Annotated in this window: 22 protein-coding genes and 1 pseudogene; 11 read left to right on the top strand and 12 right to left on the bottom strand. The window is 71.1% G+C overall.

What is annotated here, in order from left to right; all coding sequences use genetic code 11:
• Positions 1–3: 3 nt before the first annotated feature.
• Genes J2S57_RS18410 through J2S57_RS18420 form a run of 3 tightly spaced genes read right to left on the bottom strand, consistent with a single transcriptional unit; the run spans position 4 to position 3,706 of the window.
• Positions 4–2,379: an aerobic carbon-monoxide dehydrogenase large subunit gene (locus tag J2S57_RS18410; protein ID WP_307244580.1), complete on the bottom strand. Its 2,376-nt coding sequence runs from the start codon at positions 2,377–2,379 to the stop codon at positions 4–6.
• Positions 2,376–2,834 (bottom strand): (2Fe-2S)-binding protein, encoded by a 459-nt coding sequence (locus J2S57_RS18415; protein WP_307244582.1) that lies wholly within the window; start codon positions 2,832–2,834, stop codon positions 2,376–2,378. The genes J2S57_RS18410 and J2S57_RS18415 overlap by 4 nt, the downstream gene beginning before the upstream one ends.
• Positions 2,831–3,706, bottom strand: coding sequence for an FAD binding domain-containing protein (locus J2S57_RS18420; protein WP_307244584.1), 876 nt, complete (start codon positions 3,704–3,706; stop codon positions 2,831–2,833). The genes J2S57_RS18415 and J2S57_RS18420 overlap by 4 nt, the downstream gene beginning before the upstream one ends.
• 115 nt (positions 3,707–3,821) lie before the next feature.
• Between J2S57_RS18420 and J2S57_RS18425 the strand changes: the two genes are divergently transcribed.
• Both J2S57_RS18425 and J2S57_RS18430 read left to right on the top strand, forming a co-directional pair.
• The gene (locus tag J2S57_RS18425) at positions 3,822–4,946 is read left to right on the top strand and encodes an XdhC family protein (protein ID WP_307244586.1); all 1,125 of its coding nucleotides are present in this window, start codon (positions 3,822–3,824) and stop codon (positions 4,944–4,946) included.
• A gap of 10 nt (positions 4,947–4,956) precedes the next feature.
• On the top strand, positions 4,957–6,006 hold the full coding sequence (locus J2S57_RS18430; RefSeq protein ID WP_307244588.1) for an ROK family protein: 1,050 nt from the start codon (positions 4,957–4,959) through the stop codon (positions 6,004–6,006).
• 55 nt (positions 6,007–6,061) lie between these two features.
• On the opposite strand, the gene J2S57_RS18435 is transcribed toward J2S57_RS18430, so the two are convergent.
• Both J2S57_RS18435 and J2S57_RS18440 read right to left on the bottom strand, forming a co-directional pair.
• Positions 6,062–6,610: a GNAT family N-acetyltransferase gene (locus J2S57_RS18435; RefSeq protein ID WP_307244590.1), complete on the bottom strand. Its 549-nt coding sequence runs from the start codon at positions 6,608–6,610 to the stop codon at positions 6,062–6,064.
• Between the two features lie 18 nt (positions 6,611–6,628).
• Positions 6,629–6,817, bottom strand: coding sequence for a hypothetical protein (locus J2S57_RS18440; RefSeq protein ID WP_307244592.1), 189 nt, complete (start codon positions 6,815–6,817; stop codon positions 6,629–6,631).
• Between the two features lie 86 nt (positions 6,818–6,903).
• Here J2S57_RS18440 and J2S57_RS18445 point away from each other — a divergent pair, with 86 nt between their 5' ends.
• Positions 6,904–7,632, top strand: a complete 729-nt coding sequence (locus J2S57_RS18445) for a phosphoribosyltransferase family protein (RefSeq protein WP_307244594.1) — start codon at positions 6,904–6,906, stop codon at positions 7,630–7,632.
• Here the strand turns inward: J2S57_RS18445 and J2S57_RS18450 are convergent.
• On the bottom strand, positions 7,612–9,219 hold the full coding sequence (locus tag J2S57_RS18450) for a tetratricopeptide repeat protein (protein ID WP_307244597.1): 1,608 nt from the start codon (positions 9,217–9,219) through the stop codon (positions 7,612–7,614). The two genes, J2S57_RS18445 and J2S57_RS18450, sit on opposite strands and share 21 nt — an antisense overlap.
• 1 nt (position 9,220) lies before the next feature.
• Positions 9,221–10,498, bottom strand: a complete 1,278-nt coding sequence (locus J2S57_RS18455) for an ATP-binding protein (protein ID WP_307244599.1) — start codon at positions 10,496–10,498, stop codon at positions 9,221–9,223.
• Between the two features lie 177 nt (positions 10,499–10,675).
• On the opposite strand from J2S57_RS18455, the pseudogene J2S57_RS18460 reads away from it, so the two are divergent.
• Positions 10,676–12,165 (top strand): annotated as a pseudogene (locus tag J2S57_RS18460) (mannitol dehydrogenase family protein).
• Positions 12,166–12,283: 118 nt separating this feature from the next.
• Here J2S57_RS18460 and xylB read toward each other — a convergent pair.
• Positions 12,284–13,690 carry a xylulokinase gene (xylB, locus tag J2S57_RS18465; RefSeq protein WP_307244602.1) on the bottom strand — a complete coding sequence of 469 codons (1,407 nt, stop codon included), beginning with the start codon at positions 13,688–13,690 and terminating at the stop codon, positions 12,284–12,286.
• A 412-nt stretch (positions 13,691–14,102) separates the two neighbouring features.
• Here xylB and J2S57_RS18470 point away from each other — a divergent pair, with 412 nt between their 5' ends.
• The 4 genes from J2S57_RS18470 to J2S57_RS18485 all read left to right on the top strand — a co-directional run bounded on the left by J2S57_RS18470 (position 14,103) and on the right by J2S57_RS18485 (position 17,561).
• Entirely contained in the window at positions 14,103–14,489 is a 387-nt protein-coding gene (locus J2S57_RS18470) for an MFS transporter (RefSeq protein WP_307244604.1), read from the top strand.
• A 107-nt stretch (positions 14,490–14,596) separates the two neighbouring features.
• On the top strand, positions 14,597–14,779 hold the full coding sequence (locus J2S57_RS18475; protein ID WP_307244606.1) for a hypothetical protein: 183 nt from the start codon (positions 14,597–14,599) through the stop codon (positions 14,777–14,779).
• A gap of 300 nt (positions 14,780–15,079) precedes the next feature.
• Complete coding sequence (locus tag J2S57_RS18480; RefSeq protein WP_307244608.1) at positions 15,080–16,060, top strand: dihydrodipicolinate synthase family protein; 981 nt, start codon at positions 15,080–15,082, stop codon at positions 16,058–16,060.
• A 355-nt stretch (positions 16,061–16,415) separates the two neighbouring features.
• Complete coding sequence (locus J2S57_RS18485) at positions 16,416–17,561, top strand: acyltransferase family protein (RefSeq protein ID WP_307244610.1); 1,146 nt, start codon at positions 16,416–16,418, stop codon at positions 17,559–17,561.
• Here the strand turns inward: J2S57_RS18485 and J2S57_RS18490 are convergent.
• Positions 17,509–18,864, bottom strand: a complete 1,356-nt coding sequence (locus J2S57_RS18490; protein ID WP_307244611.1) for an alpha/beta hydrolase — start codon at positions 18,862–18,864, stop codon at positions 17,509–17,511. The genes J2S57_RS18485 and J2S57_RS18490 overlap by 53 nt on opposite strands.
• 95 nt (positions 18,865–18,959) lie before the next feature.
• The gene (locus J2S57_RS18495; protein ID WP_307244614.1) at positions 18,960–19,874 is read right to left on the bottom strand and encodes a threonine/serine dehydratase; all 915 of its coding nucleotides are present in this window, start codon (positions 19,872–19,874) and stop codon (positions 18,960–18,962) included.
• Between the two features lie 336 nt (positions 19,875–20,210).
• Between J2S57_RS18495 and J2S57_RS18500 the strand changes: the two genes are divergently transcribed.
• Positions 20,211–20,381: a hypothetical protein gene (locus J2S57_RS18500; protein ID WP_307244616.1), complete on the top strand. Its 171-nt coding sequence runs from the start codon at positions 20,211–20,213 to the stop codon at positions 20,379–20,381.
• Positions 20,382–20,649: 268 nt separating this feature from the next.
• On the opposite strand, the gene J2S57_RS18505 is transcribed toward J2S57_RS18500, so the two are convergent.
• Entirely contained in the window at positions 20,650–21,216 is a 567-nt protein-coding gene (locus tag J2S57_RS18505) for a TetR/AcrR family transcriptional regulator (RefSeq protein WP_307244618.1), read from the bottom strand.
• Between the two features lie 165 nt (positions 21,217–21,381).
• On the opposite strand from J2S57_RS18505, the gene J2S57_RS18510 reads away from it, so the two are divergent.
• A complete protein-coding gene (locus J2S57_RS18510; RefSeq protein WP_307244620.1) occupies positions 21,382–22,884 on the top strand; it encodes an MFS transporter in 1,503 nt (500 codons plus the stop codon).
• On the opposite strand, the gene J2S57_RS18515 is transcribed toward J2S57_RS18510, so the two are convergent.
• Positions 22,885–23,529, bottom strand: coding sequence for a type II toxin-antitoxin system PemK/MazF family toxin (locus J2S57_RS18515; protein ID WP_307244623.1), 645 nt, complete (start codon positions 23,527–23,529; stop codon positions 22,885–22,887).
• A 461-nt stretch (positions 23,530–23,990) separates the two neighbouring features.
• Here J2S57_RS18515 and J2S57_RS18520 point away from each other — a divergent pair, with 461 nt between their 5' ends.
• Positions 23,991–24,521: a GNAT family N-acetyltransferase gene (locus tag J2S57_RS18520; RefSeq protein ID WP_307244625.1), complete on the top strand. Its 531-nt coding sequence runs from the start codon at positions 23,991–23,993 to the stop codon at positions 24,519–24,521.
• Positions 24,522–24,541: the final 20 nt, after the last annotated feature.

The raw sequence follows: 24,541 nt of genomic DNA on the forward strand, positions 1-24,541 counted from the left end.
GCCCTACACCGGCGGAGTGTGGTTGCCGCGCATGGTCTCCCAGACCCGCGACGGGGTGAGCGGCATGTCGGCGTGCCGCACCCCGAACGGTTTCAGCGCGTCCACCACCGCGTTCACGATCGCCGGGGGTGACCCCACGGTCGCCGACTCGCCCACGCCCTTCGCCCCGATCGGGTGGTGCGGCGACGGCGTGACGGTGAAACCCGTCTCCCAGTCCGGCACCTCGAGGGCGGTCGGGATCAGGTAGTCCATCAGGGAGCCGCCCAGGCAGTTGCCGTCCTCGTCGAAGGAGATCATCTCCATCAGGGCCATGCCCACGCCGTCGGTGAGCCCGCCGTGCACCTGCCCCTCGATGATCATCGGGTTGATGCGGGTGCCGCAGTCGTCGACCGCGACGAACCGGCGCACCTTCACCGCCGCCGTGCCGGGATCGATGTCGACCACGCAGATGTAGGCGCCGTGCGGATACGTGAGGTTGGACGGGTTGTAGCAGATCTGGGCCTCGAGCCCGCCCTCGATGCCGTCGGGCAGATCACCGGCGCCGTGGGCCCGCAGGGCGATGTCCTGGATGGTCACCGCCTTGCCGGGATCACCCTTGACCTGGAACGAGCCCTTCACCCAGTCCAGGTCGGCCACCGACACCTCGAGCATGCCGGAGGCGATGATCCGGGCCTTGTCGCGCACCTTGCGGGCGACCAGCGCGGCGGCGGCGCCCGAGACCGGGGTGGACCGGCTGCCGTAGGTGCCGAGCCCGAAGGGGGTGTTGTCGGTGTCGCCGTGCACCACGTCGATGTCGGCCGGCGGGATGCCGATCTCCTCGGCCACGATCTGCGCGAACGTGGTCTCGTGGCCCTGTCCCTGGCTCTGCACCGACAGACGCACCACGGCCTTGCCGGTCGGGTGCACCCGCAGCTCACAGCCGTCGGCCATGCCCAGGCCGAGGATGTCCATGTCCTTGCGGGGACCGGCGCCGACGGCCTCGGTGAAGAAGCAGACGCCGATGCCCATCAGCTCGCCGCGTTCGCGCTTTCGAGCCTGCTCCTCCCGGAGAGCTTGATAGTCCGCGATGCGCAGTGCTTCTCGCAGGGTGGGCTCGTAGTTGCCCGAGTCGTAGACCCATCCGGTCCTGGTGGTGTAGGGGAACTGCTCGGGCTTCAGCAGGTTCTTCAGGCGCAGTTCGACCGGGTCCATGTCCAGGTCGTGGGCCAGGCAGTCGACGATGCGCTCGACGAGGTACACCGCCTCGGTGATCCGGAACGAGCAGGCGTAGGCCACCCCGCCGGGCGCCTTGTTGGTGTAGACGGCCGTCATCGAGCAGTAGGCCGCCTCCAGGTCGTAGCTGCCGGTGAAGACACCGAAGAAGCCGGCCGGGTACTTCACCGGGGCGGCCGTGCCGTTGAAGGCACCGTGGTCGGCCAGCACGTGGGTGCGGATCGCCAGGATCTTGCCCTCGCGGGTCGCCGCGATCTCGCCGCGCATGATGTAGTCGCGGGCGAATCCGGTGCTGATCAGGTTCTCCGAGCGGTCTTCCATCCACTTCACCGGCTTGCCGGTGACGATCGAGGCCACGATGGCGCACACGTATCCCGGGTAGATGGGGACCTTGTTGCCGAAGCCGCCGCCGATGTCGGGGGAGATGACCCGGATCTTGTGCTCGGGCAGACCGGCCACCAGGGCGTAGAGCGTGCGGTGGGCGTGCGGGGCCTGAGTGGTCGACCAGAGCGTGAGCTTGCCGTCGACGCGGTCGTAGTCGGCGACCGCCCCGCACGTCTCCATCGGGGCCGGATGCACGCGGGGGTAGACGATGTCCTCGGTGACCACCACGTCCGCCCGCTCGAAGACCTCGGCGGTCGCTTCCTCGTCGCCCGTCTCCCAGTCGAAGCAGTGGTTGTCGGTCTTGCCCTCGAGGTCGGTGCGGATGACCGGGGCGTCGGGCGCCAGGGCGGTGCGGGCGTCGACGACCGGTTCGAGCAGGTCGTACTCGACGTCGATGAGCTCGAGTGCGTCGCGGGCGGCGTAGCGGTCTTCCGCCACCACGAACGCCACCTCCTGGCCCTGGAAGCGCACCTTGTCGGTGGCCAGCACGGCCTGCACGTCGTTGGACAGCGTCGGCATCCAGGCCAGGCCCTGGGCGGCCAGGCCCTCACCGGTGATCACGGCCTTCACCCGGGGGAGGGCCTCGGCGGCGCTGGTGTCGATGCTGACGATGCGGGCGTGGGCGACCGGTGAGCGCAGGATGGCCAGGTGCAGCATGCCCGGCAGCTGCACGTCGTCGCAGTAACGGCCGCGGCCCCGCACGAACCGGGGGTCTTCCTTGCGGAGCATGCGGCCGTGGCCGACCGGGTGCTGGTCGTTGTCCTCCCGCTGAAGTGTGGTCATGATGCCGAAGCCGCCCACCGGATCGAGCGCACGATGGTGGCGTAGCCCGTGCACCGGCAGATCTGACCCGAGATGGCCTCGCGGATCTCACCTTCCGAGGGATCCGGGTTCTTGTCGAGCAGCGCCCGGGCCGTCATCATCATGCCCGGCGTGCAGAAGCCGCACTGCAGACCGTGGCAGGCGATGAAACCCTTCTGCACCGGGTCGAGCTCACCGCCCTGCTCCAGCCCCTCGACCGTGCGCACGTCGTGCCCGCCGGCCATGGCGGCGAGCACGGTGCACGACTTCACCGGCTCGCGGTCGAGCCAGACCACGCAGGTGCCGCAGTTGCTGGTGTCGCAGCCCCAGTGCGTGCCGGTCAGGCCCAGCTGGTCGCGCAGGAAGTGCACGAGCAGCAGCCGGCCCTCGATCTCGGCGGTGACCTCTTCGCCGTTGACGGTCATCGTGACCTTCATGCGCGCCCCTCGAGTCTCCGCACGGCCTTTCGCAGTGTGCGCCGGGTGAGTTCCTTCGCCAGATGACGCTTGTAGTCGGCGGATCCGCGGGTGTCGGTGGCCGGGTCGCAGCTGCGGGCGGCGATGTCACCGGCTTCCTCGTACAGGGCTTCCGACGGTTCCCGGCCGCGCAGGGCCTGCGAGATCTCCGGCAACCCGGCCGTGTCGGGACCGACCGCGGCCAGCCCGACCCGCGCGTCCGTCATCACCCCGTTCTGCAGCCAGACGGCGGCACCCGCCGACACCACCGCCCAGTCGCCCGCCCGCCGCTCGACCTTCTCGTAGGCGCTCGAACCGCCCGGACGCAGCGGAAAGTGAACCTCGGTGAGCATTTCCGCGTCGCCGACGGCGGTCTCGTACGGACCGCGGTGGAAGTCCTCCATCGGCACGACCCGCTCGCCGTCGAGGCCCCGGATCACGCAGCTCGCACCCAGCGTGGTGCAGACGGCGGACAGGTCTTCGGACGGGTCGGCCTGGCAGAGCGAGCCGCCGAGGGTGCCGCGGTTGCGCACCACCGGATCGGCGATGACCCGCTCGGCGTCCGCGAAGATCGGGAAATGCTGCCTCAGGTCGGGAGATTCGAGCAGCTCGCGGTGCCGGGTCATCGCGCCGATCCGGATCCGGCCGGGCTCGACGGTGATGTGGCCCAGCTCGGCGTGCAGGTCGTTGATGTCGATGAGGTAGTCGAAGTTGGCCAGGCGCAGCTTCATCATCGGCAGCAGGCTGTGCCCGCCGGCGACCAGGCGGGCCGTGTCGCCGAGCCGGTCGAGCAGCCCGATGGCATGCTCGACGCTGGTGGCGCGCTCGTACTCGAACTGACCGGGTACCTGCATGTCCCCATTGATCGCCCCGGGTTGCGGAGCTGTCAACGACGGATTAAGCAAATGGTTAAGCTTGACAGGGTTCTGCGGCACTGCGCATGCTGCTTGGGTTTTCGAGGAGGCGCGCGTGCGCGACATCGTTGAGGGTCTCGCCGCCTGGCAGGCCGCCGGAACGAGGTACGCGACGGCCACCGTCGTGCGCACCTGGCGATCGGCGCCGCGCCGCCCCGGGGCGACCATGGCCGTCGCCGAGAACGGCGAGGTGCTCGGCAGCGTCTCCGGCGGTTGTGTCGAGGGCGCGGTCTTCGAGCTGGCCACACAGTCGCTGGCCACCGGTGAGCCGGTGCTGCAGACCTACGGGGTGTCGGACGACGACGCCTTCTCGATCGGGCTGACCTGTGGCGGCATCGTCGAGATCTTCGTGCAGCCGGGGTTTTCGGCCTATTCTTCGGAGGTCTGCGAAGACGTTGCCCAGGGGCGGCCGGTCGCGGTGGCCTGGGGTCTCAGCGGGGCGTCGGGGTGTCTGACGGTGCGCGGATCCGAGGTGCAGGGGTCGCTGGGCTCCGAGGGGCTCGATGTCGCCGTCGCCCAGCGCGCGCGGGGCATGCTGGCCCACGGCGCCACCGGCGTGGTGCATCTGGGCGCCGACGGCGAGCAACGCCTCGACGACGTCATGGTTTTCGTGCAGTCGTTCGCCCCGCCGCCGCGCATGCTGGTCTTCGGCGCCATCGACTTCGCCGCCGCCGTGGCCCGCATCGGCAAGTTCCTCGGCTACCACGTCACGGTCTGCGACGCCCGCGCGACCTTCGCCACCCGCAAGCGTTTTCCGGACGCCGACGACCTGGTGGTGAAGTGGCCGCACCAGTACCTCGACGAAACCACCGTCGACGAGCGCACGGTGATCTGCGTGCTCACCCACGACCCCAAGTTCGACGTCCCGGTGCTGCAGCGGGCCCTGCGCACGCGGGCCGCCTACGTGGGGGCGATGGGCAGCCGGCGCACGCACGACGACCGGTTGCGTCGTCTGCGTGAGGCCGGGGTGGGCGAGAGAGAGCTGGAACGGCTGAGCTCGCCGATCGGCCTGGACCTGGGTGACCGCACGCCCGAGGAGACCGCGGTGGCGATCGCGGCGGAGATCATCGCAGTGTCGTCGGGGGTGCCGGTGCCGTCGTCCCGGTCGTCGTTCCGGGGGATGAAGGTCGGCAACACGCCCGAGGCGAAAGCCCCTGTTCACAAGCGCGTGGCCCCCTAGGCTCGGGTTCGTGACGCAGACGGAGGGCATTCGCACACCGGCCTCGTGGGTCGTCGTCGGGCTCGACAACGGGGGCACGACCGACAACGCGACCGTGCTGGACGCGACCGGGTCGTTCCTGGTCGACCAGCTGGTCGAGATACCGAGCCGGGTGCTCGACGGGCCCGAGCTGGCCGTCGAGGCCCTGGCCGACTCGTTCGAGAACATCATTCGCATCACCAACACGCCGCTCACGCTGGTGCGGGCGGTCGGGCTGGACACGCCCGGCCCGGCCACCGCGGAGGGCGTGATCTCGAGCAAGGGCTCGACCAACTTCTCGGCCGTGAGCTGGCACGGGTTCGACATCCGGGCCGCGCTGGAGCGGCGTCTGGGCCTGCCGGTCGTCTACAACAACGACGCCAACGCCGCGGCGCTCTACGCCCACCACCGGCACTTCGGCCCGGACGAGGCGATGCGCCGATCGTCGGTGGCCGGCATCGTCGGCACCGGCTTCGGCGGCGGGGTCGTCGACGACGGGCGCGTGGTGAAGGGCGCCGCCGGGATGGCCGGTGAACTCGGGCACGTGCAGATCCCGGTGCAGGACATCCTCGAGGACGGCCAGCCGGTGCCGCGCTGCAACTGCGGTTTCGAGGGGGACGTGGAGAGTTTCGCGTCGCTGACCGGGATCAAGAAGAACCTGCTGCCGTTCTGGCTCACCCGCTTCCCCGAGCACCCGCTGAACGACGAGCCGATCGAGCGCGCGGCCAAGCTGCTGCGGGGCTACGGCGAGAAGGAAGACCCGCTGGCCCTGGCCGTTTTCGGGCAGCAGGCGCGGGCCGTCGGCAAGCTCTTCACGATCGCCGCGAACTTCACCGACCCGGACGTGTACTTCATCGGCGGGGGAGTGGTCGAGGCCGCGCCGTCGTTCCGGCAGTGGTTCCTCAACCAGGTGCGGGAGTACACCGACCTGCGGGTGGAGCAGAAGGCCGTGGCCTCGTTCGAGCTGGTGCCCGACCTGGACATGGCCGGCGCCCGGGGGGCGGCGGTCGCGGCGTTCGACGCGGTGGTGGCTGAGGTCTAGCCCTCGCCGTCGAAACCGGGCACGGAAGCGGCGGGAACCCGGACCCGTCGTCCGGTCACGCGTCCGTTTCTCCGCGGTCGATCCGGTAGACGACGTGCAACGGTGGGTCGATCGGGTTGTCGGGCTCCAGGTCGCCCTCCGCGACGCGACGCAGGCCCGCCTTCTCGAGCGCCCGCCACGAACGCCGGTTGCCCGCGGCCACCGGAACGATCACGCACGGTGCGAGCGGGTGCTCGGCCCAGGTCTTCTCCAGCATCGACACGATCATCCGCGCTCCCAGGCCCTGCCCGCGCTGGCCCGGATCGGCCACGAAGTAGTCGAGACTCATGGCCCCGGGCGGCACCTCGACGATCAGCGAGAGCGGGTCGCGGTACTCCGGGTAGTCGTCGAAGACCGAGCGCTGCACCAGCCCGAAGGGCGTACCGTCGAGCAGGGCCAGCCAGTCCTGGTTCGGTTCCTCATCGCGGGCGGAGGCCCCGAAGTCACGTTCCACGGCCTCCGGAGTGGTCTCGTGGTTCCACCAGCGGCGCACCTGGGGCTCGGTGAGCCACCCGCGGATCAGCGGGAAATCATCCGGACGGACGCGGCGCCAGGTGATCGTCATACCGCCATCATGCCGGTGTCAGTGGTCACCCTGATGGCGTAGATGCAGACGCATGCGCACCGCCTGCTCGATCTGGTTCTTGGTGTCGTGGGGGGACCGCGAGGCGGCGGCGTGCACGTTGTGGTCGAGGACGTCCCGGTCGACCCCGGGAAAGTCGGTGCGCAGCTCGTCGACGACCTCGTCCAGTTCCTTCTCGGTCAGGGACATGGCTTCCAGTCTCGTCGTTCACCCGCGGGGCACAAGTCGCCTGACGGGTGGATGTGCCGGAGTCCCGGCAGTGCCAGGCTGTTGACGTGATCACCGAACACCTCGTGTTCCGCGACCGCGACCACGGGGGCTACCAGCTGGGCGAGCACCTGGTGAACCGGCTCGGGTTCCTGGTGCCCGACGCTCCCGGCGAGTCCTCCGACGGCCACGACCCGCACGCCCGGTCGCCGCATCTGTCCGCAAAGCGCCCTCTCGTGCTGGCTCTTCCGCACGGTGGGGTGCCGGTGGCCACGCACGTGGCGGCCGCGCTCGACGCCGACCTCGACCTGGTGGTGGCTCGCCGGATCACGGCTCCGGGGCGCCCGGGTCACGGCATCGGAGCGGTCGCCGACGACGGGCCGCCGGTGTTCGACGGGGCCGAACTCCGCGCGCTCGGGCTGAGCGAACACGACCTGAGCGAACACGACCTGAGCGACGCGGTCGAGCTCGAGCGGGAGAGGATCCGGCGGTTCCGGCGGGGGCGGCCGGCGCCGGACGCGCGGGGACGCGTCGTGGTGGTGGTGGACGACGGCCTCGCCACCGGGATCACGGCCCGGGCGGCGCTGCGCCGGCTGCACGACCATGAGCCGTCGTACCTGGTGATGGCCGCGCCGGTGTGTTCGCGGCGGGCTCACGCGGCACTGACGGGGGACGCGGACGCGATGGTTTACGTGCACGAGCCGGACGAGTTCGGGTCGGTGGGGGAGTGGTACGAGGACTTCACCCCGCTGACCGACCAGGACGTGGACGAGGTGCTAGGGCGTTTCGGTGGGTAGGTCGAGCTGCTCGAGCAGATCGTCCATGCTGTCCAGGTCGTCCTGAAAACTCTTGAAGACGTCGGGATTCAGGGTCGGCACGGTCGGTGGGCTGAAGGTGAAGCCGGGCTCGGGAACCCGTTCGTAGCGTTCGGGTGGGTTGTTGGCCGGGATCAGGAACAGGGCCGCGGCGCCCACCACGACGCAGCCCAGGAGCCAGCGCCGGCTCGGCCCGTGCCGGTCGCGGGTCAGCCGGTCGGAGTTGCGGATCACCCGGCGCACGTCGCGGGGCGTGCGGAACCAGATGGCCCAGGTGACGAGATTGCCCACCAGCAGGGCGAAAGCGATCGAGGCGCCCCACACGTGCCGCTCGAACACCCCGCCGGTGGCGAACGCGATCACGAACACCGGCCAGGACAGCACGGTCAGCACGAACGAGATCGAGAGCCGGTGCCCGCGAAGGGTTCCCATCATCGGGCGGCCGTACTTGCCGATGTCGGCCAGGGCGGCGCGGTTCAGGGTGCGCATCCAGCCGAACGACCAGGGGCGGGCCGAGCGCTGCGCGCGGGCCAGACCGGCCAGGGCGTCGGCGTCGTCGGGCACCACGGCGAGCAGGCGCTGCCAGGCGGCGGCCTCCTCCTGGTACTGCTTGCGGGCGCGGGCGAGCCGGGCCGAGAGCTTGGCCTCGTCGATCTCGTCGTAGGTGCGCGAGCGCAGCAGGTCCAGCGCCTCCTGGGCCAGGGGCAGCTGACCGCGGTTCAGGTACGAGGTGACGAGAGCCCATTCGGCGACCTGGTTCTCGAACGTCTCACGCAGCGCCGACTTCGCCACCCGCGCCGCTTCGGGCGGGTGGATGGTGGTGAGAACGACCGCGCGCCAGGCGAGAACGGCGCCGGTGGGCGGGCCGGGGGCGAGCGCGGCCAGGGCCTGCAGCGGGAGGTTCTGCTTGAGCAGGCAGCGGGCGGCCACGATCAGCACGGCCGGTTCGCCGCTCGCGAGAAACGGCGCCACGCACGCCAGCCCGGCGCCGGCCTGGTCGGCGTCGAGCAGGACACGGGCCCGGGCGACGGCCTCGTCCGGGCCGGAGGCGGTGGTGTCCGGGTGTTCCTTCACGGCCTTGCGCACGGTCTCGTGCAGGGCGGTGAGGTCGAGCTCGGGCAGGCCGGTCGCGACCGGGACCAGGGCCTGCGACCCGGCGACGAGCTGCGGCCGCTGGTTGGGGTTGCGAGAGAGCAGCAGCTGCGGATCGACGCCGATGTGCCGCAGGCTGCGGATCTTCGCCACCGCGGCCAGGCCCTCGGCGGTGACCAGGGTGCCGCGCAGGTCGAGCCAGCGCAGCTCGCGGCAGCGGCGGGCGATGAAGCGCACGTCGTCGTCGGTGGCGGGCAGTCCGGCCAGCGAGAGGCCGCGCAGGTGCTGGGGAATGTCGCTCAGACGGTGCAGTGCCTCGGGGGCGGCGTCGAGGGCGAGGGCGATGCGGTTCACGTCGACCGCGCCCTGGGCGTCGTACCAGCGTTCCCAGCCGGAGGTGGTGGAGATCAGGTAGGTGCCGAGGTAGGTGCCGTCGCACCAGGAGTTCATCGCCCAGACGGGGCTGGGGGCGGTCACGTCAGCCGATCTTGTGGGTGCGCAGGTAGCCGCGCAGCTCGTCGAAGTCCTCACCGGCGCCGGCGTGCGCCAGGTAGGTGGCGGCCGTGGACAGCCAGGCGCGGGTGCTGGGCGGGGTGTCGCGCAGCGCGGCCCGCAGGTCGGCGTCGGTGACCGGGCTGACCAGGCCGACCTGCATCGACCGCTCGAGGGCGCGCTCGGTGGCGGCCTCGACCAGGCGCACCAGGTCGGCGCCGGAGAACATCTCGGTGCCGCGGACCAGGGAGTCCACGGCTGCCTGATCGACGTCGGGAGCGATCGGGCGGCCCTCGAACTGCAGGCGCAGCAGGGCTTCGCGGGCCGGGGCGTCGGGCGGCAGCACCAGCACGGTGCGGTCGAAGCGGCCCGGGCGGCGCAGGGCCTCGTCGACGTCCCAGGGCGCGTTGGTGGCGGCGAGAACGTAGACGCCGTCGTTGCTCTCCATGCCGTCGAGCTCGACCAGCAGCTGGTTGACCACGGCGCGGGCCTGGTCGGTGTTGCGGCGTGAACGGCGGCCGCCGATGGCGTCGAGCTCGTCGAGGAACACCACGCCGGGGGTCTCCTGGCGGGCCTCGATGAACAGGCGGGCGATGTTCTGCTCGCTCTGGCCGAAGTAGCTGCCGTAGATGTCGGCCGGGGTGGCGGAGAAGAACTTGGCGCCGAGCTCACCGGACAGGGCGCGCGCGATGAAGGTCTTGCCGGTGCCGGGCGGGCCCCAGAGCATCAGGCCGCCGCGCAGCTGCTTGCCGAACGCCTCACGCAGCTGCGGGTTCTGCATCGGCCCGAGCAGGGAGCGGTGCAGGCGCTGCTTGACGTCGGTCATGCCGGCGACGTCGGCCAGCGTGACCAGGTTGGGGTCGCTGGAGTCCCAGCCGGCGGGTGGGACGACCGGGTCGAGGACCGGTGCGGGTGCCGGGGACGCCGTGGGCGCCGGGGCCGCCGGTTCGGGGCTGCCGGGCGTCTTGGCCTCGGCCGGGGCCGTCCCGCCGCTGAGGAGCGCCGCGTGCACGGCCCGGTAGCCCTCGGCCAGCTGCTCGTTGCCCGCCGCGGAGGCGGAGGCGGCCGCCACGGACAGGGCCGTGGTGTCGTGCGGGGAGGCCGCGAGGGCGGCGGTGGCGTGCTGCAGCGCGAGGGCGGCGTCGCCGGCGGACAGGTACAGCCCGGCCAGGTGCACGCGGAGCGGAACCCCCGTGGGATCGGTGGGTGCCATGTTCGCCGCCGCGGTTTCCAGCGCCTGGAACACCGACCGATCCACCGTCATCCGCCTGAAGCCTCTCACTCACCAACTGCCGACACCCGTTCGACACAGTACCGACGAGTCCGCTGGTCCGGGAGGGTTACGGGGGAACGGGGACTGTCTGACCGTTTGCGCCTCCTGTGTGACCGCTTCGCCCGGGGACCTGTGATCGGTGCCCCGGGGCGTCCTATCGTTTCTGGGGTGAAAGCAACGCCGCTGACTGCCAAGACGCTGCCCGACCTCGACGCGCGGGTGGCGCGGCCGGGGTACGATCGATCCCAAGTCTCCGTGGGCATCGTGCATTTCGGTGTCGGGGGTTCCACCGCGCGCACCAGGCGATGTACCTCGACACCCTGATGAACGAGGGCAAGGCGCTCGACTGGGGTGTGTTCGGGGTGGGGGTGATGCCCTCCGACCGGGCCATGGGTGAGGCCCTGGCGAAGCAGGACCACCTCTACACGCTGCTGGTCAAGGACGGGCACGGCAACCTCGACGCCCGGGTGATCGGCTCGATCGTGGGCTACGCCTACGCCCCCGACGACCCGCAGCGGGTGCTCGACGTGCTCACCGCGCCCACCACCCGCATCGTGTCGCTGACGGTGACCGAGGGGGGCTACAACATCGACAACACCACCGGTGAGTTCGACGTGAGCAACCCGGTGATCGTGGACGAGGTGGCCGGGTTCGCGTCCGGGAAGCCGCCGGTGACGATGTACGGCTACGTCGCGGAGGCCCTGCGGCTGCGGCAGGAACGCGGCATCGCCCCGTTCACGGTGATGTCGTGCGACAACATCCAGAGCAACGGCGAGGTGGCGCGCTCGGCGATCGCCTCGTTCGCGGGGCTGGTCTCGCCGGCGCTGGCCGAGCACATCCGCCACGAGGTGCCGTTCCCGAACGCCATGGTCGACCGGATCACGCCCGTCACCACGCCGGACGTGCTGGAGGCGGTGGCCTCGTTCGGCATCGACGACGCCTGGCCGGTCGCCTGTGAACCCTTCACGCAGTGGGTGCTGCAGGACTCGTTCGGCTCAGGGCGCCCGCCCTTCGAGGACGTCGGCGTGCAGCTGGTCGACGACGTAGAGCCCTACGAGCTGATGAAGCTGCGCCTGCTCAACGCCGGGCACCAGGCCATCGCCTACGCCGGGCACCTGGTCGGGTACACGTACGCCCACGAGACGGCCGCCGACCCGCTGTTCGTGCAGTTCCTGCGCGACTACTGGAACCACGAGGCCCGGCTGACGCTGGCGCCGGTCGAGGGCATCGACGTGGACGAGTACTGCGACACCCTGATCGAGCGGTTCGCCAACCCCCAGGTGCGGGACACGCTGGCCCGGCTGGGCTCGTACGGGTCCGACCGCATCCCGAAGTTCGTGGTGCCGGTGATCCGTCACAACCTGGCGGCCGGGCTGGTCAGCACCCGGGCGATCGCGATCGCGGTGACCTGGGCGCGCTACGCCGAGGCGGTCGACGAGCAGGGGGCGCCGATCACCGTGGTCGACGTGGAGAAGGACGAGGTGCTCTCCCGGGCGTCCCGCCAGACGGACGACCCGCTGGCCCTGGCCCGCTCCACCCGCTGGTTCGGTGACCTGGCCGACGACCCGCGCTTCGCCGAGGTCTACACGGCCCAGCTGGCGCTGATCCACGAGGTCGGGGCGCGGGAGTTCCTGACGATCCTGAACAAGAGCGCCTGAGTTCCCGGGCGCCCACGAGAGGTGGGCGCTCCGGGGCCCCACGCGTCCCACATCGAGCCCGGGAGCAGAGGTACCCGCTATACCGATTCGGTATGGCGGGTACCTCTGCGCTCCCCGCTCAGGCGGTGAGGTCCCGCACCGCGGCGTACTGCTCGCGCACCTGCGGGGTGAGCTCCTTCGCGCTCAGCACCGTCGGCTCGCCCGAGGCCGACCAGTTCGGCTGCTCGGCCGAACCCGACAGCACCCAGGCCGCCTGCCGCGCCGCCCCGTCGGCCACGTACTCACCCGGCGTCGGCACCAGCACGTCGAGCCCGAGGATGCCGGGCGCCAGCTGCTGCACGGCCTGCGACTGGGCCGCCCCGCCGATCAGGAACGCCCGGGACACCGGCACTCCCGCCGCCCGCACCGCGTCGATGCCGTCGGCCAGCGAGCACAGCAGCGCCTCGACCGCGGCCCGGGCGATGTGCGCCGGAGTGGTGTTCGACAGGCGCATCCCGTGCAGCGAGGCCGTGGCCCGCGGACGGTTGGGCGTGCGCTCGCCCTCGAAATAGGGCACCAGCACCAGGCCTTCGGCGCCCAAGGGGGCCTGCAGGGCGAGGTCGGCCAGGCCCTGGTGGTCGACGCCGAGCAGGTTCGCCGCCCAGTCGAGCACCCGCGCGGCGTTGAGGGTGCAGGCCAGGGGCAGGTAGCGGCCGGTCGCGTCGGCGAAGCCGGTGACCAGGCCGGAGCCGTCGGCGGTGGGTTCCCCGGCGATCGCCGAGACCACGCCGGACGTGCCGATCGACACCGCCACGTCACCCGGCTGGAGCGCCAGGGCAAGAGCGGCGGCCGCGTTGTCGCCCGCCCCCGGGCCGAGAGCCGGGGCGTTGCCCGCGAACAACCCGGCCGTGCCCGTTCCTGCCCGTTCCGCCGGTCCGAGCACCCGCGGCAGCACGGCACCGCGGCCGAGCGCCCGCTCGAGCAGGTCCTCCCGGTAGGCCTCCTGCGCCGGTGACCAGTAACCGGTGCCGGACGCGTCCGAGCGGTCGGTGACCAGGTTCTCCCAGCCGCCCCCGGCCAGCTTCCAGGTCAGCCAGTCGTGGGGGAGGGCCACCGCGTGCGTGCGCTTCGCGTTCTCCGGCTCGGCGTCGCGCAGCCAGCGCAGCTTGCTCACGGTGAGGCTGGCGACCGGGACCGAGCCGATCGCGTCGGCCCACTGCTGCTCGTCGAGCTCGGCGATCAGATCGGTCGCGGCGCCGGCGGAACGGGTGTCGTTCCACAGCAGGGCGTCGCGCACCACCTCGCCGTTCTCGTCGAGGGCGATCATGCCGTGCTGCTGCCCGCCCACCGAGAGGGCGGCGACGTCGTGCAGGCCACCGGCGTCGTCCGCCGCGCTCTGCAGTGCCTCCCACCAGCGGTCGGGGTGAACCTCGGTGCCGTCCGGATGCTTCGCCCGGCCGGAGCGCACGAGCTCCCCGGTGTCGGCGTCTCGGATCACGATCTTGCAGGACTGGGTGGACGAGTCCACGCCGGCGACGAGGGCCATCGATGGCTTCCCTTGCGGTCGACTTTGGCCGCCTGATCACGGTTGCGCTCAGCTTACTGTCCGGTTCAAGACGAGTTCAGGGGCGTGTAGCGGGACGTGCGGGACGTGTGGTGGGACGTGTGGTGGGGCGTGTGGTGGGGCGTGTGGTGGGGCGTGTGGTGGGGTGTGTGGCGGGGCGCGTGACGGGACATGTGACGGGACATGTGGGACGGTCCGCGCCTCGTCTCGGGCCACCGTGCTGCCGCCATGTCGCGCGCGGTGAGATCCGCCAGGTGCTGTCGGTCCGGCCGGAGGTGCCGGTGCTCGGTGGGTTGATCCTCGGCCGGGGCGAACGGCGCCGGCTGTTCCTCGTCAACCTGTCGATCAGGGCTCGTCCTGTCGATCGGGGCCTGTCTCGTTCACCGTGCGGGCGGTGCGCGTGCCGAACGCGCTGATCGACGTGCGCCTGCCGGGCGGAAGGGGCGTGGCGTCGTCCTCAATTCTGCTGTTCCTGACCGGGTTCTGTATCTGCGGGGCCAGGCTCCTGCTCCCTCTCCAGGGGCGGAACCGGCGCGGCGGGAGGGTGCTCGACACCGTCCTGCTGCTGGTTCCGCAGGGGGTGGGATCGTCGCTGAGCAGGCCGGGGGCCGGGCGGCTGCGGGACACGGCCGGTCCGCGGGTCGTGGCGCGGGTGGGCCTCGCGCCGATCGCCGTCACCACGGTTCCCTCCGCCCTCGCGGATGCCGGGACGTCCCGGATGTGGCTGGAAATCGTGCTCCTGCTGCGGGGTCTGGGGCCGGGGCGGTGCTGGTCCCGGTGATGTCGGTGGCGTACCCCGGGCTGCGCGGACGGGCCGTCGCCCGCTCCGCGATGATCACCCGCTCGGCCCAGTAGGTCGGCGGGGTACTCGGCACCGCGGTCGCCGGTGTGGTGTTGCAGAGTGTGATGTCTTCGGGGGCTGAACCGGTCTCGGCCTACCGGCAGGCGTTCTGGTGGATGATCGCCTTCGCCGCGCTCGCGGCCGTGATCACCCCGGCGCTTCCCCGCGAGACCGGAAACGCGGAGTTGAGTATTCCGAAAGTGGCAGCAGGGCAGCATGATCGGGCGTAGATGCCGGATTGTGTCGTCGCGGGGCCGCCGAACGGGTTAACATGGCGCGACGTGAACGGAAAGTTTTGCTAGGCCGGGCGAGATCCGCCAGGCCCGGCCGCCGCTCACGTCGGGGGCCCGGCGTCACGTATTGCTGTGGCGTGAAATCACTGTCGATGTTCTGGGCTTTCCACGCCCGCGTGCCGATGCATTGAAGCAAGACGTCCTTGGTGCGCGATCAGTACAGCGAGGGCGCTTCTGAGATGCCTTGCGCCCTCGGACAAATGCACACGCGACAACAGAAGATCGGATTCGACGATCATGGTGGCGGACAGTAGCGACACATCGGCCCTCTTCGGTGCGATCGGTGGGGTCATCCCGCCGATCTGCACACCCCTGACGCCCGATCGGCGTCTTGACCTCGACTCGCTTCGAAACCTGCGCACCCACCTGCTGAAACAGGGAGTGAGCGGCATCTTCGCGCTCGGCACGATGGGTGAGGGCCACTACCTCACCCCGGGCGAGTCGGCCACGGTCGTCGAGACCCTGGCCGCCGAGAAGAACGACGAGCCGCTCCTGGTCGGCATCGTGGAGCCCACCACTCCGCGCGTGCTCGAGGGGATCGACCGCCTGGTGTCCGACCGGGTCGACGGCATCGTCGTCACCGGGCCGTTCTACGCCAACGTCAGTGAGCCGGAGATCCTGCGGCACTTCGAGCTGGTCGCAAAGCATTCTCCGGTGCCGGTTCTCGCCTACAACATGCCCAGCAACACCGGTTACGCCCTCACGGCCCACAACATGATCGAGCTGATGGCCGAAGACCTGATCGTCGGCATCAAAGACAGTTCGCTCGACCTGACCAACCTGCGCCGCGTCACCGTCGACGTGCCGAACGTGGACAAGAAACTCATCTTCACCGGCTCCGACACGCTGCTCGACTGTGCTCTCGACATCGGGGCGAACGGTGCGGTCACGGGTCTGTCGAACGTCGCGGCCGACCACTTCGTCGCGGCGATGGCCGCCCACGCCGGGGGCCGGCGGGCCGAACTGTCCGGCATTCTGCGGGTGCTCAACATCCTGGTGCAGATCTACGTGCCCACCGAGGTCGAGCGGGGTCCCAACAGCACGGCGATCGGCGCGCTGAAGTCGGCGCTGGTCGAGCAGGGCGTCATCACCAGCGATGCGCTGAGTGAGCCGATGACCCCGGTCACCGAGGGGCGCCGCGAGCATGTGCGCTCGATCCTCGCCGAGGCCCGGCAGCTGGCGGGCCTCGACCCGGCGCCGAGCGGGCTGACGGTGTAGGCGCGAAAGCGTCCACAACGCACGAGGCGCGGGTGGTCCCGGTGACGGGACCACCCGCGTCCTTCATTTTGCGCCCCTCCTGACGTTGCTCTGTGTCACGGCTGGCCGGTCGTTATCCCCGTAAACCGATCGAGGGTTTTCGAAAGTCATTACTGCGCGAGAGAAGGGGTTACTCCGCAGGAAGGCAATCTGAGAACTGGCGGTGCCTCTCAGCTACCTCTCCCCTTACGTGAGGTTAGAGTTCGGGAGTCCGATCAGACCGTGACCACAGACCCGCTCGCCAAGTCGATCTGACCCCTCCAGAAGACGACGGAACGAGGACCCCTTGATCACCCTCGCGCGCCGAAAAACGGCAGTGACCAGCACAGCCACCCTGGCTACGGAGTTCGACCCCCGCCGCAACTCCCTCAACCTGATCCGGCTCGGCCTGGCGACCGGTGTCGCCGTGGTGCACTCCATGTTTCTCGGCTTCGGGCACCAGCCCGGCGTCCGGCACACCGATCTCGGCTCGCTGTTCGTCGACGCGTTCTTCGTGATCAGCGGATTCCTCGTCACCCGAAGCCTTCTGCGCCTCGACTCGCTGCCGCGCTACCTGTGGCACCGGGCGTTGCGGATCCTGCCGGGGTTCTGGACGGTGATGGTGGCCGGCGCGTTCGTGGTGGCCCCGCTGATGGCGGTGCTGGCCGGGCGCAGTGCGACATCGGTGTTCAGTGGTACCGACTCGTCGTTCGGCTACTTGATCAACAATGCGGCCCTGCTGATGCGCCAGTTCGGCATTCAGGGGCTGCCCGGTGCGGGCGGCAATCCCGAGGTGATCAACGGGTCGCTGTGGACGCTGTTCTACGAGGCCCTCTGCTACCTGATGGTGGCGGCGCTCGGGGTCGTCGGGGTGCTGCGTCGTCGGCCCTGGACGGTTCTCGCCCTGATCGCCGCACTCTGGTGGCTCACGGTCGCGACCGAGGCCGGCATCAATCCGCTGGGCTCTTCGTACATGCTGCGTTTCGCCCTGGTGTTCCTGCTCGGTGCGGCCGGCCGGCTGTTCGCCGACGGCATCCCGATCAGCAAGTACCTGGCCCTCGGCAGCCTCGCCGTGGTGGTCGCCAGTCTCTTCCTGCTCGACAACTGGCACGTCGCCGGGGCTCCGGCATTCGCCTACCTGGTGCTCTACGCGGTGGTGCGGCTGCCGGCGTGGGAACCGCGGTGGGACCTGTCGTACGGCATGTACGTGTGGCACTGGCCGATCGCCCAGCTGCTGGTCGGGTTCGGCGTGGCGCAGTACACGCACGTGCCCTTCATCCTGCTCACGGTCGCTCTGGCGGCGGGCGTGGCCGCGCTCTCCTGGAACCTGGTCGAGAAGCCGATGATGGGCTTCAAGAACGCCGAATGGGTGACGCGGTGGTCGCGTTCGCATCGGCAGACCCCCTCCGGATCGGTGGTGCGTCAGCGGGTCAGGAGCTCTTCACCGTCCCGTAGCTCGTCAGATCAGCCGGTTCGTTCCTGAAGGTGGCCAGCAGGAAGGCCTGCGTCGCGCCGGTGACGGCGGCGTAGGCCTTCTCGCGGGACGCCGACCCGAACAGCACCGGCACGCGGGGCAGCAGGAACGGGGCGTCGGTGAGACTCAGGTGCTTGGTGTCGGCCACGGTGACCTGCCGGCTGTTCGGGTTCCCGGCCAGCGCGGAGTCGAGCGCCGCCGCGTACCGGGTGTCGTTGTCCTCGTTGCCCGTGCCGTCGCCGGCCACCAGCGCGAGCACCGGCTGATCGGGGCGGGCGCCGTCGCGCGGCTTGCCGTCGATGTCGATGGCCGCCCGGAACCGGTCGTCTCGGCCGGCGGCCAGCAGGGCGGCCGCACCACCGGCCGAGTGCCCGGCGACGGCCACCCGGCCGGTGTCGATCCGGCTCCCGAACTCCGGGGACGCCTCGATCTGGGTCAGGGCGAAACTCAGGTCGTCGGCCCGTACCGCGGTGAGACGGTCGGCCTCCCGGTTGTCGGACGAGTCGCTGCCCGTGCCGCCGACCTTCGACCACAGTGGACGCCCCTGCTCGTCGACCGTGACCGCCGAGTCGTAGGGATGATCGAGCGCCACCACCAGATACCCGCGGGCCGCGAGATATTCGGCCCAGGCGGTGTTCTGGAAGCGCACACCGATCAGCCCGGGGGAGAAGAGCACGATCGGGAGCTTGCCCCCGCCGGTGGTGAGGGCGGCGTTCTGGGTGGAGTGGCCGTGGCCCCTCGCCGCCTCGCCGAGCAGGAAGGCGGGCACCCCGAGCAGGTTGGCCAGCCCCTTCTGGGTGGTCTGCGGGTGTGGGCCGAGGTAGGGCGCGGGCGCACCGCGGCTGTCGGTGGGGTACCAGATCTGCGCGACCACGAGCCGGTGGTCGAGCGGGTCGGTGGTGGCGGGTTCACCACGGGACGCGTCTGTCCAGTAGGCGGTTCGGGTGCCGACGGGGTGGTCGCCACCCGGATCGGGCAGGTCGAGCGGGCGGAATCCCCAGATCGCGGCGGCGCCGGTGAGCAGGCTGACGAACGCCAGGGTGAGCGCGGCCCCGAAGACCACGCCGCCGGGACGGCTGCGGGGCCGGGCGGTGCGCACCCGGAACCCCGCCAGAGCCGCGCCGGACAGCCCGGCCACCAGCACCCCGACGAGCTGCCAGCGCAGCCCCTGCTGCGCCAGGATCGCTGCGCCCACGACCAGAAAGAGGGACGTGGTGGTCACCGTGGCGCGCCCGCGCACCGGGGTGGGCGCCAGGGCGGCCAGCAGGCAGAGCACCGCGCAGGCTGCCAAAGCGCTCTCGATCAGGTTCATTTCACCATGATCGGACGGATCGAGCCGGGTGTCGTCAGCCTGTGGGGCGATCGCGGATCAGCCCGTGGTCTTACGCCTGCGGGCCAGGTCTTGAGTCAGCCCAGTGTGGAGGCGTCGGTGTTGGCGCCGCAGATGATCACCGCGACGCGCTCACCCTCGGCCGGCACGTAGGCCCCGGAGGTGAGGGCCGCGTACGCCGCCGCCGCGCCGTGCTCGGCCGGAATGCGGTAGTCCGCCCACAATTTGGTGCGCGCCTCGACGATCGCCTCGTCGGTGACCAGCACCGAGGTCGGCTCCGTGCGCCGGGCCAGGTCCCAGCCGATGTCGCCGATGCGGCGGGCGCCGAGCGAGTCGGCGGCGACGCCGGACACCGAGATGTCGGCCGGCCCGCCGTGGTCCAGTGCGGACCGCAGGGTGGGGCAGTTCTCCGGCTCGACCGCAACCACCCGGGCCCGGCCCTGTGCGGATGCGGCGATCCCGGCGAACAGCCCGCCGCCGCCGACCGCGACCACGAGGGTGTCGACCTCGGCGTCGTCGAGGATCTCCTCCGCGACCGTGCCTGCCCCGGCGGCGATCTCCGGCTGGTCGTAGGCGTGGCAGAACAGGGCGCCGGTGTCGGCCACGTGCTCGATCGCGGCCGCGTAGGCCTCGGCGTACTCGGAGCCCACCTGCACCACCTCGGCCCCGTAGGCCCGCAGTCGCGCCACCTTCACCGCGGGAGCGGTCTGCGGCACGAACACCGTGGCCCGCACCCCCAGCACCGAGGCCGCGTGGGCGTGGGCCAGCCCGGCGTTGCCGCCCGACGCCGTGACCACGCCCGCCCCGGCGTCGAGCTCGCCCCGCTCGCGTGCCGCGAGCTGCCGGTTGAACGCGCCCCGGGCCTTGAAAACGCCGGTCCTCTGCAGGAACTCGCACTTGAACCAGAGCCCGTCAGCCTGCAGTAGCGGGGTGCGGCGCACGTGGCGGGCGATGCGGGTGCCGGCGGTGAGGACATCGTCGCGGGAGATCACGGCGTTCACTGTACTTCTGAGGGGCGGGCCCGGGCGGCGACTCAGGGGCGGGTTCCGGGCGGCGGCTCAGGGAGGGGTCGAGGGCAGTTCCGGGCAGCTAAGGGGCGGTTCAGAGGATGGCTCGGCGGGCGGTTCAGGGGACGGTTCAGGGGGCAGTTGAGGGGGCGGCTGAGAGGCTGGCTGAGGGGGTGGTTCCGGGCAGCGGCCCAGGGGGTGGTCCCGGAGGATGCTCCCGGCCGCTCAGCACTCGGTTTGAGCGCATGTGCTCGGGACGGCGGACGTCGCTGCTTTCGATTATCGATAATCGAAAGCAGCGACGTCTCGCCGTGGTGGGCCGTGCCGTGGTGGGCCGTGCCGTGGTGGGCCGTGCCGTGGTGGGCCGTGCCGTGGTGGGCCGTGCCGTGGTGGGCCGTGCTGTGGTGGGCCGTGCTGTGGTGGGCCGTGCGGTGGTGGGCCGTGCGGTGGTGGGGCGTGCGGTGGTGGGGCGTGCCGTGGTGGGAGGGCTAGGGGCGCCGGGTCGTGCGCGGTTCGGGTCGTGCAAGGTGATCGTGTGGGGCGCCGGGTCGTGGGGTGCGGGGTCGTGTGGTGCGGGGTCGTGTGGTGCGGGGTCGTGTGGTGCGGGGTCGTGTGGTGCGGGGTCGTGTGGTGCGGGGTCGTGTGGGGGCCGGATCGTGTGCGGTGCGGTGCGGTGCGGTGCGGTGCGGTGCGGTGCGGTGCGGTGCGGGTCGCCGGTCGCGGGTGGCCGGTCGCGAGTGGCGGGTGGCGGGTCGCGGGGTCAGTGCATCGGGCCGGTCTCGCGGGTGAGGGCCAGCAGCAGGTCTCGGGTCTGGGCGAGTTCGGTGTGGGTGTGGCCGCCCTCGTAGAGCCCGGCGATGGCGGCGCCGTCAGTGGCCCGCAGGATGAGGGTCACTCGCTGTGGGTCGAGGCCGTCGTCGGCGAAATAGGCCTGCCAGCGGGTCTTGTCCTTGCGCATGACCTCGGCCACGCCCGGCACCTTCACCACGGCGGCCACCAGGGCCACCTGCTCGGCGGGGGACGCCTCCTCGAAGACCTCGTTGAACGACGCCCGCACGTAGCCGCGCAGCAGCCGTCCCTCGGCCCGGTCGGTGGGCTCGACCGCCGCCTGCACCGCCTGGTGGAACTGCTCGAGCAGGTCCTCGGCCACCGCCAGGATGAGCCCGTCACGGGACTGGAAGTGATGCAGCACACCGCCTTTCGACACCCCGGCCTCGCGCGCGATCGCGTCGATGCTGACCCCGGCCCCCTTCGACGCCACCAGCCGGGCCGCGGCGTCCAGCACCGTGCGTCGCGTCCTCGCCGGATCGCGCTCGCGTTCCGCCAACCTGACCTCCTCGTAGATGCCGACCCGCCGGCCAGCCGGACGGACCCGCTCGGGGCGACCGCGTCGTCCACCATTGGCCGCCCATGAAACCCGTGACGACCCCCACAGCCTAATAGCCGACCAATTGGATTGCTTAGCCGACCATATGGTCTGTAGCTTGAGAGTATGAGTACTACCGTCATGCCGCCGGGGCCGGTCAGGCTCGCCGGGGCCCGCGAATGGGCGGCCCTCGTGCCCCTCACGCTCGCCGTCACACTGCTCGCGGTCGACGGCACCGTGCTCGCGCTCGCCGTGCCCTCGCTCACCGCCGATCTCGACGCGTCCGCCACGCAGGTGCTGTGGATCGGCGACATCTACTCGTTCGCGCTGGCCGGTCTGCTGATCAGCATGGGCACGCTGGCCGACCGCATCGGGCGGCGGCGTCTGCTGCTCATCGGCGGCACCGCGTTCGGGCTGGCCTCGCTGGTGGCGGCCTTCGCGCCGGGAGCCGGCTGGCTGATCGCGGCCCGTGCCCTGCTCGGTGTCGCCGGCGCGACGCTGATGCCCTCGACGCTGTCGATCGTGCGCAACCTCTTTCCGGACGCCCGTCAGCGCACCCGTGCGGTGGCGATCTGGTCGACCGGTGGTGCCGGCGGCGCCGCGCTCGGCCCCCTGGTGGGAGGTCTTCTGCTGGAGCACTTCTGGTGGGGTTCGGTGTTCGTCGTCAATCTGCCGATCATGGCCCTGATGGTGCTCACGGTGTGGTGGCTCGTGCCCGAGTCGAAGAACCCGCGGCCCGGGCGGTTCGACCTGCTCAGCGCCGTGCTGTCGGTGATCTCGATCGTGCCGCTGGTCTGGGCCGTGAAACACACCGCGCACGAGGGGCTCGACGGGTTCGGGCTCGGTTCGGCCCTGGCCGGAGCGGCTCTCGGCGTGATCTTCGTGCAGCGTCAGCGCCGGCTGAAGGATCCGCTGGTCGACGTGACCCTGTTCAGGCGACCGGCTTTCGCGGGAACCGTGCTGGCCTCGTTCATCGCGATCTTCGCCTTCAGCGGTCTGCTGTACTTCTTCTCGCAGTACCTGCAGCTGGTGCACGGGTACTCGCCGTTCCAGGCCGGTCTGCGCGAGATGCCGATGACGGTGGCCTCGATCGTGGTGGCCGTGCTCGCCGTGCCGCTGATCTCACGGCTCGGGGTGGGGCGCACGCTCGGGATCTCGCTGCTGGTCACGGCGGTCGGGTTCGGCGTGCTGGCGATCTTCGAGACTGCCGAGGGATACACCGGTCTGGCATTCGGCCTGGTGATCATCGGCCTGGGAGTGGGCATCGTGTTCGCCGCCGCCACCGACGCGGTGCTCAGCTCGGTGCCGCACGAGCGGGCCGGATCGGCCTCGGCGATCTCCGAGATGTCCTACGAGCTGGGCGTTGCCGTGGGGATCGCCGTGCTCGGCAGCCTGCAGGGCGTGATGTACCGCAACCATCTCCCCAGCCTGGCCGGGCTTCCGGACGCCGCCGCGCAGGCGGTCACGGATTCCCTGGCCCGGGCCAGTGCCGTGGTGGGAGACGGTGAGGTGCTCGTGGCGGCGCGGCACGCGTTCGCCGAGGCGATGCAGGCCACCTCGTGGATCGCGGCCGTGCTGCTGGTGCTGGCCGGGGTGCTGGCCTGGAAGGTCGTGCCTACCCGACCGTGATCACCAGGCCTTGACCTTGCGCACAGCGGCGGCGATCTCGTCGTACAGCGGTTTGCCGAGCGCCGCGCCCTCGCGACGCACCGCGGTCGGGTCGAGCTGCAGCACCCGGTCGAGACGCACCTCGCTGGGCCGGTTCTGGCGGTCCCAGGCCCCGGTCCCGACGTCCATCCAGATCCGGCCGTGACGGGCTTCGGCCGCCGCGTCACGGTCGTGGTCCTTGCTGGTCAGCATGAGGCCGAGCAGTTGGCCGCCGTGGCGGGCGATCACCAGCACCGGGCGGTCCTTGCCCTGCGAGTGGTCTTCCTCGAACGGCACCCAGGCCCAGACCACTTCACCGGGGTCGGGCTCACCGTCGTCCTTCGGGGCGTAGGCCAGTTTCGCGCGGCCGGTGAAGTCGCCCGCGTAAGCACGCCCGGCCGCGGTGGTTTGAGGACGCGCGGACGGACGCGGCTGCGGGGGCGCGGGTTTCGGGGCGGCCGGCTTGGGGGCGGCCGGCCTGGGAGCGCTCGGCCCACGGCCGGGCCGGGCCGTGCCCGGGTTCCGCGTACGGGTCTTGATCTTCTCCGGCGTCCGCGTCTGCCCGGCCCGAGGCTTCTGCCCCAGACCGAGCACGCGTGCCACGGTTGCCCAGAATCCTTCTGCCATGCCCGAACCCTAGAGGGTCCTGCCTGATCCTCCAGATGGCGAGGCCGGTCTCGCGCCACGGCAGCGTCCAGAACCGACTGCCGGGGTGACAGCGGATGAGCGGGTGGTGACCGGTGGAGGCCACCCTGTCGAAGCAGGCCTCGACGGCGACCGCCCCTCGTCGCGCGGTTCGTCACCACCCGGGCATCGGGCAGGCCGGGCGAAGGAAGCGCGTTCACACGACGCCCTCCTGCGCGGAGGAGTGGAACCGGCCTGGAACAGGGCCTCGATGTCCTCGTCGTCGAGCCCGGCCCGGCGGGCCCGCCCGATCCAGCCCTCGAGCTCGCGGCACACGGTTCACCGGCGCCGGAGACCGATGAGGGCGATCCGTGTGCCGTTCGGCCGCACCGGTGACGTGCGCTGCGGCCGGGGGCGACCTCGGGCACAGTGGTGCAGAGGTTCGACGTCTGGGGGAGGCGTACATGGGGATGCAGGTCACGTGGCCGGTCGCGACGTTTCTCAAGTCGCCGCGCCTGGATCTGGAGCCGGTGCGGGTGGATCACGCCGAGGAGGCGTACCCGTGGCTGAGCGACGAGCGCATCCACGCCTTCACCGGGGGAGCGCCGGCGTCGCTCGACGAGCTGCGCGCGCAGTTCCGCCGGCAGGCCGAGGGGCACTCGCCGGACGGCTCGCAGGGCTGGCTGAACTGGATGATCCGGCACCGCACGGGCCGGGTCGTGGGCACGGTGCAGGCCACCGTGACGCGCGGCCGGGGCGGGGCGATGCAGGGTGACCTGGCCTGGGTGCTGGCGTTCGAGGCGCAGGGGCACGGGTTCGCCCGGGAGGCGGCCGGGGAGATGGTGATCTGGCTGATGGGCAATGGGGTGCAGCGGTTCACGGCTCACATCCACCCGCGGCACAAGGCGTCGAAGGCGGTCGCCCGGGCCATCGGCCTGCACCCGACGATCAATGTGGTGCAGGGCGAGCTGGAGTGGAACAACGACGACTCGTGAACGCCTGATCACTCCTGTCA

Origin of the sequence: Kineosporia succinea, from assembly GCF_030811555.1 — a bacterium.
Taxonomy (GTDB): Bacteria; Actinomycetota; Actinomycetes; order Actinomycetales; family Kineosporiaceae; genus Kineosporia; species Kineosporia succinea.